The 14,425-nt window shown below is 62.8% G+C and carries 16 protein-coding genes and 1 tRNA gene; 14 read left to right on the forward strand and 3 right to left on the reverse strand.

Annotated features, from left to right (window positions below):
- Positions 1–256: 256 nt before the first annotated feature.
- The 4 genes from dusA to ACZ6WW_RS23235 all read left to right on the forward strand — a co-directional run bounded on the left by dusA (position 257) and on the right by ACZ6WW_RS23235 (position 3,741).
- Entirely contained in the window at positions 257–1,237 is a 981-nt protein-coding gene (dusA, locus tag ACZ6WW_RS23220) for a tRNA dihydrouridine(20/20a) synthase DusA (protein WP_465276286.1), read from the forward strand.
- Between the two features lie 65 nt (positions 1,238–1,302).
- Positions 1,303–1,665 (forward strand): PepSY domain-containing protein, encoded by a 363-nt coding sequence (locus tag ACZ6WW_RS23225; protein WP_465276287.1) that lies wholly within the window; start codon positions 1,303–1,305, stop codon positions 1,663–1,665.
- Positions 1,665–2,357, forward strand: a complete 693-nt coding sequence (locus ACZ6WW_RS23230) for a response regulator transcription factor (RefSeq protein ID WP_281851976.1) — start codon at positions 1,665–1,667, stop codon at positions 2,355–2,357. Before ACZ6WW_RS23225 ends, ACZ6WW_RS23230 begins: the two co-directional genes overlap by 1 nt.
- Before the next feature lie 4 nt (positions 2,358–2,361).
- Complete coding sequence (locus ACZ6WW_RS23235; RefSeq protein ID WP_281851977.1) at positions 2,362–3,741, forward strand: ATP-binding protein; 1,380 nt, start codon at positions 2,362–2,364, stop codon at positions 3,739–3,741.
- 208 nt (positions 3,742–3,949) lie between these two features.
- Here the strand turns inward: ACZ6WW_RS23235 and ACZ6WW_RS23240 are convergent, their stop codons facing one another.
- Both ACZ6WW_RS23240 and ACZ6WW_RS23245 read right to left on the reverse strand, forming a co-directional pair.
- Positions 3,950–4,717 carry a M90 family metallopeptidase gene (locus tag ACZ6WW_RS23240; protein ID WP_465276288.1) on the reverse strand — a complete coding sequence of 256 codons (768 nt, stop codon included), beginning with the start codon at positions 4,715–4,717 and terminating at the stop codon, positions 3,950–3,952.
- Between the two features lie 9 nt (positions 4,718–4,726).
- Positions 4,727–5,038: a hypothetical protein gene (locus tag ACZ6WW_RS23245; RefSeq protein ID WP_465276289.1), complete on the reverse strand. Its 312-nt coding sequence runs from the start codon at positions 5,036–5,038 to the stop codon at positions 4,727–4,729.
- Positions 5,039–5,228: 190 nt separating this feature from the next.
- On the opposite strand from ACZ6WW_RS23245, the gene ACZ6WW_RS23250 reads away from it, so the two are divergent.
- The 4 genes from ACZ6WW_RS23250 to ACZ6WW_RS23265 all read left to right on the forward strand — a co-directional run bounded on the left by ACZ6WW_RS23250 (position 5,229) and on the right by ACZ6WW_RS23265 (position 7,816).
- Positions 5,229–6,200, forward strand: a complete 972-nt coding sequence (locus ACZ6WW_RS23250; RefSeq protein ID WP_465276290.1) for a biotin--[acetyl-CoA-carboxylase] ligase — start codon at positions 5,229–5,231, stop codon at positions 6,198–6,200.
- On the forward strand, positions 6,197–6,952 hold the full coding sequence (locus ACZ6WW_RS23255; protein WP_465276291.1) for a type III pantothenate kinase: 756 nt from the start codon (positions 6,197–6,199) through the stop codon (positions 6,950–6,952). The genes ACZ6WW_RS23250 and ACZ6WW_RS23255 overlap by 4 nt, the downstream gene beginning before the upstream one ends.
- 35 nt (positions 6,953–6,987) lie before the next feature.
- A complete protein-coding gene (locus ACZ6WW_RS23260) occupies positions 6,988–7,707 on the forward strand; it encodes an SPOR domain-containing protein (protein WP_465276292.1) in 720 nt (239 codons plus the stop codon).
- Positions 7,708–7,740: 33 nt separating this feature from the next.
- A tRNA-Thr gene (locus ACZ6WW_RS23265) sits at positions 7,741–7,816 on the forward strand.
- A gap of 56 nt (positions 7,817–7,872) precedes the next feature.
- Here ACZ6WW_RS23265 and ACZ6WW_RS23270 read toward each other — a convergent pair.
- A complete protein-coding gene (locus ACZ6WW_RS23270; protein WP_281851984.1) occupies positions 7,873–8,625 on the reverse strand; it encodes a DNA/RNA non-specific endonuclease in 753 nt (250 codons plus the stop codon).
- Between the two features lie 216 nt (positions 8,626–8,841).
- On the opposite strand from ACZ6WW_RS23270, the gene ACZ6WW_RS23275 reads away from it, so the two are divergent.
- From ACZ6WW_RS23275 to ACZ6WW_RS23300, 6 genes are all read left to right on the forward strand, one after another.
- On the forward strand, positions 8,842–9,816 hold the full coding sequence (locus ACZ6WW_RS23275; RefSeq protein ID WP_465276293.1) for a patatin-like phospholipase family protein: 975 nt from the start codon (positions 8,842–8,844) through the stop codon (positions 9,814–9,816).
- 60 nt (positions 9,817–9,876) lie between these two features.
- Positions 9,877–10,332, forward strand: coding sequence for a rhodanese-like domain-containing protein (locus ACZ6WW_RS23280; protein WP_465276294.1), 456 nt, complete (start codon positions 9,877–9,879; stop codon positions 10,330–10,332).
- Between the two features lie 42 nt (positions 10,333–10,374).
- The gene (rocF, locus tag ACZ6WW_RS23285) at positions 10,375–11,292 is read left to right on the forward strand and encodes an arginase (RefSeq protein WP_465276295.1); all 918 of its coding nucleotides are present in this window, start codon (positions 10,375–10,377) and stop codon (positions 11,290–11,292) included.
- Positions 11,293–11,344: 52 nt separating this feature from the next.
- Positions 11,345–12,409, forward strand: a complete 1,065-nt coding sequence (locus ACZ6WW_RS23290) for a hypothetical protein (RefSeq protein WP_465276296.1) — start codon at positions 11,345–11,347, stop codon at positions 12,407–12,409.
- Between the two features lie 72 nt (positions 12,410–12,481).
- The gene (locus tag ACZ6WW_RS23295) at positions 12,482–13,846 is read left to right on the forward strand and encodes a tryptophan--tRNA ligase (protein ID WP_465276297.1); all 1,365 of its coding nucleotides are present in this window, start codon (positions 12,482–12,484) and stop codon (positions 13,844–13,846) included.
- 36 nt (positions 13,847–13,882) lie between these two features.
- Positions 13,883–14,200, forward strand: a complete 318-nt coding sequence (locus ACZ6WW_RS23300; protein ID WP_465276298.1) for a hypothetical protein — start codon at positions 13,883–13,885, stop codon at positions 14,198–14,200.
- The last annotated feature ends 225 nt before the right edge of the window (positions 14,201–14,425 follow it).

The following is a 14,425-nucleotide window of genomic DNA, read 5'->3' on the forward strand; positions in this document are numbered from 1 at the left end:
AACTCGGCTGAGAATCGCTGGCGCTTTTCCATCGAACACCTCCGTGCGAGGATTGTCCTCGCTTTTAGGTGTCCGAGAAATCAGGGGTGATCCAGAGGTAGTTAATTGGTGCGGCCGCTCAGTTAGCCGTAGAACCCGTGTCCCGAGCCCAATCAGGTTGCACTTTCGGAGGGTCGAGATACCTACCCGCAACACTGGACCGTTACGGAACGGCTATCCAGGGCCGACGGGAAAGCCTCCAGCTACAATATCGCCCATGCAAAACCTCACCCCCTCCGACTTCCAGCTCTCCGTCGCCCCCATGATGGACTGGACTGACCGCCACTGCCGGTATTTCCACCGGCTGCTGTCGCCGCATGCCCGTCTCTATACCGAGATGGTCACCAGCGCGGCCCTGGTGCGTGGAAAGCAATTGCGCTTGCTGGAACACAGCCAGCAGGAGCACCCGGTGGCCTTGCAACTGGGCGGCAGCGACCCCCAGGAACTGGCGATCGCAGCACGCTTCGGTGCCGAGGCGGGCTATGACGAGATCAATCTCAATGTCGGCTGCCCCTCCGATCGTGTGCAATCGGGCAAATTCGGCGCCTGCCTGATGCGCGAGCCCGCCCTAGTCGGCGATTGCGTCAAGGCGATGCGCGATGCCGTGGATGTGCCCGTGACGGTGAAATGCCGTATCGGCGTGGACGATCAGGACGAATACGCCGATCTGCAGCACTTCACCGAGACCATGCTGGCCGCCGGGGTCGAGATTCTCGTGGTGCATGCGCGCAAGGCGTGGCTGCAGGGCCTGAGCCCGAAGGAGAATCGCGAGATTCCGCCGCTCGACTACGAACGCGTCTACCGGCTCAAGCGGGAATTCCCCCAGCTCGTGGTCGTTATCAACGGCGGGATCACCACGGCTGAGGCGGTGCAGGCCCATCTGGGGCAGGTGGACGGCGTGATGCTGGGCCGTGCGGCGTATCACGATCCCTATGTGCTAGCGAAGGTCGAAGCCGCGCTTTATGGCGAGCCGATGCCCGAGCGGGCTGACGTCCTGCGGCGGATGCAGCCCTATGTGGAGGCCGAGCTGGCCCGCGGCACGGCGCTCAAGCACATCACCCGACATGTCCTGGGGCTGTTCCAGGGCGAGCCCGGCGCCCGCGGTTTCCGCCGAATATTGAGCGAGGGCGCGCATTTACCGGGCGCCGGCTGGTCACTTATTGAGCAGGCGATGGGGCTGCGGCTGGCTGCTGCGTAACTGATCAACGCGATTTAGACATTTTATTCAGCCCGCATTGCCCAAGCTGAACGACCATGTGCCCCATGATCGCCGTTTCGAACCGCCCGCCATCCTCCGTTAAGCTGCCCTGGCTCTTGTTGGGGCTGCTTTTGCTTGGGAGTGGGTCGGCGGTGGCTGCACAGAGTGCCGAGCCGGCGACGACGCTCGAGCAGGCGATCAGCCAGGTACAACAACAGACCGGCGGCAAGGTGCTGTCGGCCAATACCATCGGCACGATGCGGCGCGGACGCGGCGCGTTCGAGCACCGTATTCGGGTCCTCACCCCCAACGGCCATATCCGCGTGGTCTCCATCTACACGGATGCGGCCAAGTCCCCGACACCGGCCGAAGCCGATTCAACCAAAAACCCAGCCCCTACGGGCGATGGCAATAAGGAGAAACACTGATGCGCATCCTTTTGGTGGAGGACGAGGCGCCGTTGCGCGAGACGCTCGCCGCACGCCTCAAGCGCGACGGCTTTGCCGTCGATGCCGCTCAGGACGGCGAAGAGGGCATGTACCTCGGCCGCGAGGTGCCGTTCGACCTGGCGATCATCGACTTAGGCCTGCCCAAGATGTCGGGCATGGATCTGGTACGGGCGTTGCGCGAAGCAGGCCAGCGTTACCCGATCCTGATCCTTACCGCCCGCGGCAGCTGGCAGGACAAGGTCGAAGGCCTGAAGCACGGCGCCGACGACTACCTGGTCAAGCCGTTCCACGTCGAGGAACTGCTGGCGCGCATCAACGCGCTGGTGCGCCGCGCTAGTGGCTGGTCCAAGCCGATCCTGGCCTGCGGTCCGATCAAGCTGGACACCACCGCGCAAACTGTGTCGGTGGAAGGCAAGCTGGTCGACCTGACCAGCTACGAGTACAAGGTGCTCGAATATCTGATGCTGCACGCGGGCGAGCTGGTCTCCAAGGCCGATCTCACCGAGCATATTTATCAGCAGGATTTCGATCGCGACTCCAACGTACTGGAAGTTTTCATCGGCCGACTGCGCCGTAAGCTGGACCCGGAAGGCACCTTGAAGCCCATCGAGACAGTACGTGGACGCGGATACCGATTTGCCATCCCCCGCAGCGAAAGCGACGACGAATGATCCCGTGCCGCCGCGCCGACCGTTTTCGCTGTCGGCGCGCGCGGCACTGGCCACTGGACTGGTGCTGGCAGCCTTTCTAGGCGTGGTCGGCTTGACCCTGTCGCGCACCAATGCCGACAGCGCGTTGAAGGATCAGCAGGAGCGTCTGGAAAATTTCGTCACCGCGTATCTGGCCGGTCTGGAAGTGACCCGCTCGGGTAAGGTCTTCCTGCCCGATACGCCGCCGGACCAGAGCTTCTCGCGCCCGGGTTCCGGGCTGTACGCCGTGGTGATCGGCGACAACAACACGAAGCTGGAATCGCCGTCGGCGTTGGGCCGCGACTTCAGCTTTCTCAAGATGCTGCAGCCCGGCGAGAGCGAGTTCGGTCCGATCGACACGCGCATGGGGCGCCTGTACTACTACAGCTATGGCGTGAGCTGGGATCTGTCCGATCACAAGTCGGTGCCGCTGACTGTGATGATCGCGCAGACCGAGGATGTGGTCGAAGGCCAGAACGCCGAGACGCGGCGCAGCCTGGTGTTCTGGCTGTCGTCGTTGGGCGTGATGTTGATCCTGCTGCAGTTGCTGTTGCTGCGCTGGAGCCTGACGCCGTTGCGCAAGGTGGCCAACGAGATGACGCGTGTCGAGCGCGGCGAGTCGGAACATCTCGACAATCAGTATCCGCAGGAGCTGACCGGCCTGACCGAGCGCATCAATGCGTTTATCGACAACGAGCGCGAACAACGCACGCGTTATCGCAACACGCTGGCCGATCTTGCGCACAGTTTGAAGACGCCGTTGGCGGTGATCCGCTCGCGGCTCGAACTGGCCAACGACAACAACACACCGTTTCGTGGCGATGTGCTCGATCAAGTACGGCGCATGGACGAGCTGGTGGCGTATCAGCTGGCGCGTGCGGCGACGTCCGGACGGCAGACGTTCGCTACTACGGCCGTGCCGATTGCCGATCACGCCGAAGACCTCGTGCAGAGCCTGGAGAAGGTCTACGCGGCGAAGAATGTGCTGTGCGAGTTCGATATCGACGAGGGTGCAGTGTTCTATGGCGAACAGGGTGATTTGCTCGAGCTGATGGGCAACCTGCTCGAGAACGCATTCAAGTGGGCGCAGCATCGCGTGTTGCTGGTGGTGAAGCTTGAGCCGCAGGCCGGGCGTCAGCGTCCGGACTTGTGGCTGAGTGTCGAAGACGACGGCCCGGGCATCGATGCGGACAAGGTCGAGAAGGTGCTGCAGCGAGGCGTGCGCGGCGATGAGCGCGTGCAAGGCCACGGTATCGGGTTGTCGATCGTGCAGGATATCGTGCGTGCGTATCAGGGTGAGTTGACGGTGGATCGCTCGCCGGAGTTTGGCGGTGCGCGGTTTGCGGTGCGATTGCCGTCGGGTTGATGTCAGCCGCCTGTAGGGGCGACTACGCAGGACTTCGAAAAACCACTTCCTACTCGTCATCCCGGCGCAGGCCGGGACCCAGTGGCGTTATTGCCGAGTTATCGCGCCAAAGCGTGAACATGTTCGCGAAAGCCGACAACCGAAGTCACTGGATCCCGGCGTGCGTCGGGATGACGATAGGAAAAACCGAGGCTACCCGAGACAATTTTCAGCGTGGCGCAGACGACACGCCGTAATACGCCTCCAGCAGCTCCGCAATCGCCGGCTCCGCCTTCTGCAACACACCCGGCTGCGACCAATGCAGCTCACTCACCACGGCAAAATACTCATCCGGGCTTTCGGCCGCATACGGATCGATCGCGGTATCGCGTCCGCGCGTGACATCGGCGACAAGATTGTCGTACGCACGTTGAAATGCCTCAATCCAGCGGCGTCGCTCGATATGCCTGGGCAACGGCGGAACGCCATCCGGTGGGCCATCCAGCATGTCCAGCTTGTGGGCGATTTCATGCACGACGACGTTGAAGCCATCCCATGGCTGCTCCAGGTCCAGCTGCACATCGGCCAGCGACAGCACTAGTGGGCCGTGCTCCCAGGCCTCGCCGATCAGTACGTCGTCGACCTCGCTGACCACGCCACTGTGCTCGTCGTGATGGCTGCGGCGCACTTTGAATTCGCCCGGATACACCAGAATCTCGCGCCAGCCACGCAGTGCGCGCGGGCCGGACTGCAATACCGGCACACAAGCCTGCATCGCGATCAGCAATTGCAGCTGTTCGGTCAATGGGGCTCCGGCCAGGGCATGAAAGCGTTTGCGAGCGAGAAAGTGGGCAGTCAGCTCGCGCAAGGCCTGCTGGCGGGAGCGATCCAGGCGATGCGCCAACGGGCAAGCCGCCAGCGTGTGGCGCCAGAGGGCTTCAGGAATGGGAGGAGGGGCGAAGCGCGACGTGATCTGTCGCCACCACGTGCCGAACACGGACGGCAGTTACTGGATCGAGCCGGGAAGCAGCGATTGCCAGCCTATGTTGGCCCGGCGAGTGGGAGCCGCGTTGCTCTCGCTACCGCTGTGTGAGGCGGCATCGTTCGTTGAACTGGAGCTGCTGCCGGAGGCTGGGGGGCAATCGCGTGAGCCGAGCAGGTCGGTACTGCCGCCTTTGGGCGACGAGCTGTCCGCCGTCGCGGTGTGCGACAACGTTCCAGCGTCCTGGGTGTCGACATCTGCGGCCATCGCGGCATGAATGCCTGCGACAGCCAAGGTGCACCCGAATATGAATGGCAGGAAGTGCCTGGCACGCATGGCGAGCCTAACCCCTCAGTCATAGCCCAAGCGCTGGATCGTCGCAGAATCGTCACAGGGATGCTAGTGCCCGGCCGGGCGCCGCGCTGACACCGCCTGCGGCTAGAATTCTCACCATGTCGCATTCCCGATCCTCCCTTTCCGGCGCCCGCCGCTGCTTGTATGACCCCTCAGTCGGCGTTTTTAGCTGATGCAGGCGCGCGATGTGTTGACCGCCCTGGCTACCGGTGAAGCCATCTCTGGCGCCACCCTGGCAGAAACGGCCGGGGTCACCCGTGCCGCGATCTGGAAGCAGATCGAAACCCTGCGCGCCAAAGGGGTGCCGATCGAGGCCCGCGGCGCCAGCGGCTACCGCCTGCCGTGGCCGCTGCAGATGCTGGACGAGCGCGCCATTCGCAGCCAACTGCCGGCGACGGTAGCCGGCCGGCTTGGTGCACTGGAGGTGCATTGGGAGCTCGACTCCACCTCGACCGAGCTGCAAAGGCGTCTGCCCGATGCGCCCGATATGAGTTTTGTGCTCGCCGAGACGCAAAGCGCCGGACGTGGCCGCCGCGGGCGCAGCTGGCTGTCGCCACCGGGGCTGAATCTTTATCTCTCGTGCCTGAAGCGGTTCGATGCCGGCTTTGCGGCGCTGTCGGGGCTCTCGCTGGCCCTGGGCGTGGTTGTGCTGCGCGCACTCGACAGCCTGGGCGTGGCCGGTGCAGGCCTCAAATGGCCCAATGATTTGCTGAGTGAGCAGGGCAAGCTCGGCGGCATCCTGGTCGAACTCAGTGGTGAATATCAGGGGCCTTGTGCGGCGGTGATCGGTATCGGTCTCAATCTACGGCTGACCGACGCGTTGCGCGCCCAGGCCGGTCAGCCCAGCGATGACCTGGCCCGATTGAACGGCGGCACGCCGCCAGATCGCAACCGCGTCGCTGCCGCCCTGATCCACGCGCTGGTCGACGGCCTGGCCGAGTTCGAGCGCGACGGTTTTGCCGGCTTTGCCCAGGCCTATCGTCCCTACGATCTGCTGCTGGGCAAGTCGTTGCATCTCACCGGCGCCCTGGGCGAGCTCGATGGCATCGGTGCCGGCGTCGATGCACGCGGCGCCTTGTTGCTCGAAACCAGCGAGGGGCTGCGACGTGTCGATAGCGCCGACGTATCGGTGCGCCGCGTATGAAGCTGTTGCTGGACCTGGGCAATACCCGTCTGAAATGGGCCGCGCTCGATCGCGGCACGCGCATCGCGCAGGGCGCGGTGGCGTGGAACGACGATGTCGAATCGGCGCTCGCTGCCGCATGGGGTTCGCTCGACGGTGTGGCGCATATCTATGGCGCGTCCGTGGTCGACGCGGCCAAAGAGGCGAGAGTGGAAGCGATGGCCAGGGCCGTTCGCGCACGCAGCGTCTTCTGGCTGCGTACACCGGCCGAAGCCTGCGGCGTGCGTAGCGCTTATGCGGAGCCTGAGCGCCTGGGTGTGGATCGTTTCCTGGCGATGGTCTCGGCCTATAACGACGGCGATGCGCCCTGCGTCCTCGTTGGCGTGGGCACGGCGCTCACCCTCGATGCACTCGATGGGGAGGGTCGCCACCTGGGCGGTTTGATCGCGCCGGGACCGCAGCTTATGCAGCAATCGTTGTGGGGTGCGACGGCACGTTTGCACCCTGAGCCGGGCCGGGTGCTCGATGCAGCGGATAACACGGCCGATGCGATCGCCTCCGGCTGCTGGCAGGCCGCGGTCGCGTTGATCGAGCGCTTTGTGGCGCGGATGTCGCCCCGGCTTGGCGGCGCGCCACGGGTCATCCTCGGCGGTGGCGATGCGGCGCAGTTGCAGCCCTTGCTGGCCCTGCCGACCCAACTGACCGAGGACAGCGTGCTGCGCGGCCTGGCGGTGTGGGCCGAGGCACATTCGACTACGATGCCGCCTCTCTAGAATAGTTGTTCGCCAAGACGGGGTACGGATCGACAATGATTCTGCGTCTGCTCTTTGTGCTGTTGATCGCACTCAATATCGCCGTCGGTGCCTGGCTCCTGCTGGGCCAGGACGACGCGCACGTGCGCAGCGCCACCGATCCCGACGTGCCGTCGCTGCAACTGCTTTCCGAGCGCCCGGCGCCGCCCGCATCGGCACCGATCGCCGCGACCACCACGCCCGTGCCCACGTCGGCTTCGACATCGTCGCCTGCCACGCCAGCCAGCGCCACCAACGCGCGTAGCAATTCCAGCTCGCGCGTCTACACCTGCATCGCCATCGGTCCCTTCGCGACGCCACTTGATTTGCGCAATGCGCGAACTGCGCTGACCGCACAGGCGGCACGCATGCGCTCGCGCCAGGAACAGACCACGCAATCGCGCGGTTGGTGGGTCTATCTGCCGGCCAGCGCCAGCCGCGACCAGGCCCTGGCGCAGGCACGGCGGCTGAGCGCGGCCAATATCAAGGATTATTTCGTGGTTGGCGCTGGCGATCAGCCCAATACGGTGTCGCTGGGCCTGTTCAAGGACCCGGCCAATGCGCGCAAGCGTCGCGACGAGGTCGTGGCGGCCGGTTTCCCCGCGCAGATGAGCGAACGCACCGAAACGGTCCCCGAATACTGGCTGGATCTGGCCGTGGCCGACAACGCGCATTTCGACTGGCGCAGCCGCGTGCGCAACAACACGGTGGGCTCGCACAGCACGGGCTGTTTCTGATCGGCCTCCAAGCCTGTAAACTACGCGGCCCATGCCGGCATAGCTCAGTTGGTAGAGCAACCGCCTTGTAAGCGGTAGGTCCCCAGTTCGAATCCGGGTGCCGGCACCAGTAAATGAAAAAGCCCGCGCTAGCGCGGGCTTTTTTGTGCCATGAAGCCAAGGGACTTACGGCAGCGGCAGGCTGATCGGGTTGGCCTTCATCGAGCTGCTGAGCGACGGGAACGGGTCCACGCCGGACATGGTCTTGATGTCGTTGAGCGAAACGACGTCGCAGGTGATCGTGTCGTCGTTGGTGCACAGGTAGGCACCGGCGCCTTTGCCCGGCTCGTATACGGCTTTCCAGGTGTAGGCCGGCACGGCAACTGCATCCTTGCCGATGGTGGGGATGTTGTCCGGATCGAAGGCCGGGCCGGTGACGACATAGACTTCGCCCAGCTGGGTGGCCAGGTTGCGCACCTGCGCTTCGATCTTGGCCCACTCGCCGGTGTTGAGCTTGTGATCCTGCGGCACGACGTTGGCCATGGAGAACGATTCCTTCTCCGAGGCGATCGTCGATTCGTCGCCGGCCGGGGTCATATGGCCGCGATCGTAGCCGCTGTTGGTGTAGTCCGAATCCTGCGAACGGTCGGCGACCGGGATGCCGGTTTCCTGATGGAACGAGCCGGTGCGGCTGATCGAATCGGCGCCGGCAATCTGTGCCGCGGTCAGGTGCTGCGCGGAATACAGCGGGCCCTTGGTGACACCCGATGCCAACAGGACGTACTCGGTATGGCACACCTCGGTGGTTCGCGTGGTCAACGACGAATCCAGAGTGGGGTTGCTACCGCTGACGAAGAAATTGGGACAGGCCGTGCTGGCGAAGCAAGCACCGGACACGAGAAAGCTGACCGCAAACAGCCACTGACGTACACGCAACATAGGTTGTTCCCCAACAACGAAAGGAGAAACGACCGTAGTTCGGTGCTATTGCAGAGAAGTGAAATGCTCGCGACGTTACGTCGAATATGCGAACGGGTTCGCGATACAGGATGTTGTGATCGTTGGCCGCTATCGATGGCGACAGCATGTCTCGTCAGTGCGTGTGGACAGGCATGCGGCATTGACCGCCGCGGTCGCTGCGCGGAGAATCATTTGATGCAACGCAACAACGCTGCGGAACTCCTTATCAAGCTCGCCCTGCAGGGCGGCGGCGCGCATGGCGCATTCACCTGGGGTGTGCTCGATCGGGTCTTGCAGCTGCCGGGCTTGCAGGTCAGCGCAGTCAGCGGGACCAGCAGCGGCGCGATGAATGCGGCGGCTCTGGTTCAAGGCTGGCAACGCGGTGGCGCGGAGGGCGCTCGCGCAGCGCTCGCCGAATTCTGGGAGGCCGTGGCCAAGCACAATGCCATGGCCGACTGGTGGGCCGCCGGTGCGCGCGCCTGGAGCGATTCGGCCTGGTTCAAGCCCAGCGTGTCGCCGCTGTCGTTCAATGCGATGCGCCCGCTGGTGGAAGGTTTCTTCGATATCGATGCGCTGCGCCGCTCACCCATCGCGCTGCATGTGGCCGCCACGCGGGTGCGTGACGGCGCCCTGGTCGTGTTTCATGGTGACGGCCTCAGCCACGAGGCTCTGCTGGCGTCCTCATGCCTACCGCAATGGTTTCCGGCGGTCGAGATCGGCGGCGAGGCCTACTGGGATGGTGGTTTCGCCGGCAATCCGGCACTCGAACCCTTGTTGACTGATCCCGGCGACGTGCTGCTCTGCGTGCTGGTGCAGCCCCTGCAACTCGGGCAGGTACCGCGGCAATCGAGCGATATTCTGGATGTTTCCGCACAGCTGGCCTTTGGCACGGCCTTTCGGCGCGAGCTGCGCGACCTGGCTATCTCGCGTCGGCGTGCCGACCAGCGTTTTCTGCCGAGTGCACGTGAGCGCATCTTGCGTCGGCTGAGGCTGGAGATCATCGCGCCAGACGATGGATTGGGGGCGTTGGGGCATGCGGCCACCGATACGCGGCTGCACCAGCTGCAGGCGCTGCGCGAGCGTGGCTATGCAACCGCCGACACTTGGTGGCAACGGCATGGCGAGGCGGAAGGGGACGCTGCCGGCTGGGTCGAACAGTTCGTCGGCTAGCTTCCTGTAGACTGGAACGATAGCCCGCGAAGGCGCGGGTGGGTTTCAGGTTCGGCAGCGATGCATATAAAGGACAATCCGTCGGTAGCGGCAAACAAGGTTCGGCGAGGCCCGGCGGCCGGAGCGTTCCTCCTTGCGTGGGGCCTGTCGCTGTCCCTCTGGGCTGCCGATGACACGTTGGCGCCGGCGCAACTCCTCGAACGTCAGCACACCGGCCAGGCGCCGTTGTTGCTGGATGTCCGTCATGCCGACGAATACAGCGGCGGCCATATCGACGGCGCCCTGAATATTCCGGTGGAGCAGTTGGCGGCACGACATGGCGCCCTGGGTGTATCGCGCGATAGCGATATCGTCGTCTATTGCCAGAGTGGACGTCGCGCCGCCAAGGCACAGGCTCTCCTGCAGTCGATGGGCTACAACCACGTGCGCCTGCTCGACGGCAGCATCCAGGGCTGGCAGCAACAGTCCTTGCCGCTGGTTCGTGAAACACCAATGCATACGGTACCTGCGCGCTAGCAATCGACGCGCGGTGCATTCGATAGCAAAGACGAGTGAAGCATGGTTAAGCAACAGGCAATTTCCCTGATTGGCGTACCGACCGATATCGGCGCCGGACACCGCGGCGCCTCGATGGGCCCGGAAGCGTTGCGCGTGGCCAATCTGGCCGAAAGGTTGATCAAGCGCGGGCTGGATGTGGTCGACCGCGGCAATCTTTATGGGCCGGTCAATCCGTGGCAGCCGCCGCACAACGGTTATCGCCATCTACCCGAGGTGGTGGCGTGGAACGAGGCGGTATTCGGAGCGGTATCCGAAGCCTTGGCCGAAGGCCGCCTGCCGATCATGCTCGGTGGCGACCATTGCCTGGCGATCGGTTCGATCAGTGCCGTGGCCAAGCATTGCCGCGAGCAGGGCAAGCAGTTACGCGTGCTGTGGCTGGATGCGCATGCGGACTTCAACACCGCGCAGGTGACGCCGTCGGGCAATATCCACGGCATGCCGGTGGCGTGCCTGTGCGGCAACGGTCCGCGTGAGTTGATTGAACTCAGTGGCAATGTACCTGCGACGCAGCCGGAGACCTTCCGCCAGATCGGCATTCGTTCGGTCGATGAAGGCGAGAAACGACTGGTGCGCGAGGCGAATGTCGGTATTTTCGATATGCGTCATATCGATGAGGTCGGCATGAAGCGCACGATGGAACTGGCGCTGGCGGACATCGACGAGAACACGCATTTGCACGTGAGCTTCGATGTGGATTTTCTCGATCCGACGATCGCGCCTGGTGTGGGCACCACGGTACGAGGCGGCCCTAACTATCGTGAAGCGCAGCTGTGCATGGAAATGATTGCCGATACCGGGCATCTGGGCTCGCTCGATATCGTTGAGTTGAATCCGGCGTTTGATAAGCGCAATCAGACGGCCAAGTTGGCCGTCGATTTGGTAGAGTCCCTTTTTGGTAAATCTACGTTGATTCGGTAAACTCGATTGCCGCAGCATGACGCTGCGGATAGAAACGACAAGGAGGTGGTTTATGAAATTTGCCCGATTTTTGTTTGGTCCATCCAAAACCGATGCGCAGGCCAAAACCGATGCGCAGGATTTTAATGACAGATTTCCGGAATTTTTTTGCCAGAATGGCATCTCTGCGGCAGGTATCACCGCGCAAACTCCAGCGGGCGAGTGTGATGTTTCGATCCGTAAAGTCAAAGGGCATCTGTCTAATGGCAATCAATACTCAGCCTATGTCATAGGCGATAAGTCGCAGAATTCTGATGAAAATGTTGCGGCTTATTGGGTGCCACAGGGGCTGCACGTGGATATCCCGGAAACCCCAGGGCCAAACGATCCCAAGTTTGTTTTTACGCCCAGTTTCAGCGGTTGCACGTGGGTCATGGACAGGTTGCCCGAAGGCCGTATTCGCGTCCACCATGTGGAGGGCGGCAAGTTTGAGGAGCAATACTCATCCGGAGTTCCGCAACTTAGTGAATTTTCAACGCTGAGTGCGAAACGCTGGCGAGACTATGCGGCTCCGGATAAAGATGGAAATCTGACTAGGAAAGCCTCCATGTTTATGGCGCATGAGGAGGGGCAGGGGTGGGTCCAGTACTGGCAGACACGTGAATACACCATCGGTCAACGTGGCGATTCAGTGGTTGGGCCCAACGGCAAGGTGCAAGGTCACGATTACTGTGTCTTGACACATGATGAGCGCGTCAATGGGCTGCTCACCACGATGGCCGCCAGCCACAGCGAGCAGCGCCGGCATGGCGGCCTACCCGAAATACAGCAATCGCGGACCGAATTTCCGGCTCAAGCGCCTTCATGGGGGCAGCCGATGGCGCCGAGTTGGAGTGCGCAGGAGGCGAGTCAGCGTTTTCACGGGGATTCGTCAGCTTGTGCGGCTGATGAATCCAGGTATCGACCAGTTTCGCGGAGAGGGTCGTCGCCAAGCCGAAGCCCAAGCATCCGGTCGATATCGAGCGAGGTCTCCAATACAAGTCAGCAATCGTCCGATAGCAATGAGTCCCGTGATTCAAGTAGTTCCCGGGCAGCACGAGTAGATGAATATATGCGGCGCCAGCGACACGGTCGTTAACCGTGAACCCCAACTGCCGGTCTGGGTCGCTTGCGTTTACAATCGGGTCGCTTCCCTGGATTGAATCGACCCATGCGTACTCGCGTCCTCACTGGCATCACCACTACCGGCACGCCCCACCTGGGCAACTATGTCGGCGCGATCCGGCCGGCCGTCACGGCCAGCCAGCGCGCCGATGTCGATGCCTTCTACTTCATGGCCGACTACCACGCGTTGATCAAGAGCGACGACCCGGCACGCATCGAGCGTTCGCGCCTGGAAATCGCCGCGACCTGGCTGGCCGCTGGCCTCGATCCAGAGCGTGTGACGTTCTATCGGCAGTCGGACATCCCGGAGATTCCGGAACTGACCTGGTTCCTGACCTGCGTGACCTCCAAGGGCCTGCTCAATCGCGCGCATGCGTACAAGGCTGCGGTCGACAAGAACGTGGAGGCGGGCGAAGACGCCGATGCCGGTGTCACCGCGGGCCTGTATATGTACCCGGTACTGATGGCCGCCGACATTCTTGCGTTCAATGCGAACAAGGTGCCAGTGGGGCGCGATCAGATCCAGCACATCGAAATGGCGCGCGATATCGCGCAGCGTTTCAACCACATCTATGGCGGCGATTTCTTCGTACTGCCCGAAGTAGTGATCGAAGAGCAGGTCGCGACCTTGCCTGGCCTGGACGGTCGCAAGATGTCCAAGAGCTACGACAACACCATTCCGCTCTTCGCCGGTGGTGCTAAACACTTGCGTGAAGCGATCATGCGCATCGTCACCGATTCGCGTTTGCCCGGCGAAGCGAAGGATCCGGATAGCTCGTCGCTGTTTACGATCTTTCGCGCGTTTGCCAGCGAGGCGGAAACCGATGCGTTCCGCAAGGCGCTGGAAGATGGTATCGGCTGGGGCGAAGCCAAGCAGGTGTTGTACGAACGCATCGAGGCCGATGTGGCGCCGATGCGCGAGCGTTACGACGAACTCATCGCCAAGCCGCAAGTGATCGAAGAGATTCTGCAGGATGGTGCGCGCAAGGCGCGCGCCACGGCCGCACCGCTGATCGCAACACTGCGCGACGCGATCGGCTTGCGTTCGGGGGCGGTGCTGGTGCAGTCGGGCAACCAGGCCAAGCCTGCGCAAAAGCAGGGCAAATTGCCGCGTCTGGTCAGTTTTCGTGACGGCGATGGTAGCTTCCGTTTCCGTCTGTTCTCCGCCGATGGCGAAGAGTTGTTGTTGTCTCGTTCGTTTGCCGATCCGAAGTCGGCCGGCGTGACGCAAAAGCGCTTGAAAAGCCTTGGCGCTGCCGCGGCGGTCTGGCAGGTGCGTCAGGGCGGCATGGCCTTGGAGGTGGACGGCGAGCACATCGGCGACACGCCCGAGTACGGCGATGAACCGGCACGCGATGAGGCCCTGGCACGTCTGCGCGAGGCCTTGGATCAGCTCGCCGCGCAGGAGTAACGCGCTGGCGGGCCTAACCATGCAGGGGTTTGTTCGATGCGTTATCTCGCCATTTTTCTGCTTGCACCCTGGCTGCTGATTCTTGGCTGGGCGTACTGGGCGTATCCCAAGAGCTTGCCGCGTACCGCGGCGCGGCGTGCTTTCGATTGGCTGATGTTGCTGCTGGCGGCCGGTGCGGCGGTGGGCTCGGCGTTGCTGGGATTTGATGCGGCGCGTGTGCCTCAGGTTGGCGAGTTCGGGCCGTCGAGTGGAGCGATCTGGCAGCAGGTGTTGCCTGCGCTATATGGCTATGGGGCGTGCGTTGCGGTGTTGGTGTTGGCGTTTTTTGTGCGTCGGGTGATTTGGCGGCGTTGAGTTTTTGGAGCAAAAGCTCGTAGCGTTGAAGACTTACCTCAGTAAAGCTCCCTCTCCCCTGGCTTCGTGTATGGACCGGGGACATAGGTGACAGGTGTTCGGGGACATGGGTAACAGGTTAATCCATCGAGTCGTTGGCGGTCAGATCGATCCTCCGGACGGGTTGATGGCAAAAATAGACGATCCGACAGTGATCATTTTCCGGATCGGGTCGCACCGCGACAG

Source organism: Dyella sp. NPDC103356 (genome assembly GCF_055584465.1).

What these genes read in the sequence shown, in the direction of transcription:
- dusA (WP_465276286.1), top strand. Translation starts at nt 257, where the DNA reads ATGCAAAACCTCACCCCCTCCGACTTCCAGCTCTCCGTCGCCCCCATG.
- ACZ6WW_RS23225 (WP_465276287.1), top strand. Translation starts at nt 1,303, where the DNA reads ATGATCGCCGTTTCGAACCGCCCGCCATCCTCCGTTAAGCTGCCCTGG.
- ACZ6WW_RS23230 (WP_281851976.1), top strand. Translation starts at nt 1,665, where the DNA reads ATGCGCATCCTTTTGGTGGAGGACGAGGCGCCGTTGCGCGAGACGCTC.
- ACZ6WW_RS23245 (WP_465276289.1), bottom strand. Translation starts at nt 5,038, where the DNA reads ATGCGTGCCAGGCACTTCCTGCCATTCATATTCGGGTGCACCTTGGCT.
- ACZ6WW_RS23250 (WP_465276290.1), top strand. Translation starts at nt 5,229, where the DNA reads ATGCAGGCGCGCGATGTGTTGACCGCCCTGGCTACCGGTGAAGCCATC.
- ACZ6WW_RS23255 (WP_465276291.1), top strand. Translation starts at nt 6,197, where the DNA reads ATGAAGCTGTTGCTGGACCTGGGCAATACCCGTCTGAAATGGGCCGCG.
- ACZ6WW_RS23260 (WP_465276292.1), top strand. Translation starts at nt 6,988, where the DNA reads ATGATTCTGCGTCTGCTCTTTGTGCTGTTGATCGCACTCAATATCGCC.
- ACZ6WW_RS23270 (WP_281851984.1), bottom strand. Translation starts at nt 8,625, where the DNA reads ATGTTGCGTGTACGTCAGTGGCTGTTTGCGGTCAGCTTTCTCGTGTCC.
- ACZ6WW_RS23275 (WP_465276293.1), top strand. Translation starts at nt 8,842, where the DNA reads ATGCAACGCAACAACGCTGCGGAACTCCTTATCAAGCTCGCCCTGCAG.
- ACZ6WW_RS23280 (WP_465276294.1), top strand. Translation starts at nt 9,877, where the DNA reads ATGCATATAAAGGACAATCCGTCGGTAGCGGCAAACAAGGTTCGGCGA.
- rocF (WP_465276295.1), top strand. Translation starts at nt 10,375, where the DNA reads ATGGTTAAGCAACAGGCAATTTCCCTGATTGGCGTACCGACCGATATC.
- ACZ6WW_RS23290 (WP_465276296.1), top strand. Translation starts at nt 11,345, where the DNA reads ATGAAATTTGCCCGATTTTTGTTTGGTCCATCCAAAACCGATGCGCAG.
- ACZ6WW_RS23295 (WP_465276297.1), top strand. Translation starts at nt 12,482, where the DNA reads ATGCGTACTCGCGTCCTCACTGGCATCACCACTACCGGCACGCCCCAC.
- ACZ6WW_RS23300 (WP_465276298.1), top strand. Translation starts at nt 13,883, where the DNA reads ATGCGTTATCTCGCCATTTTTCTGCTTGCACCCTGGCTGCTGATTCTT.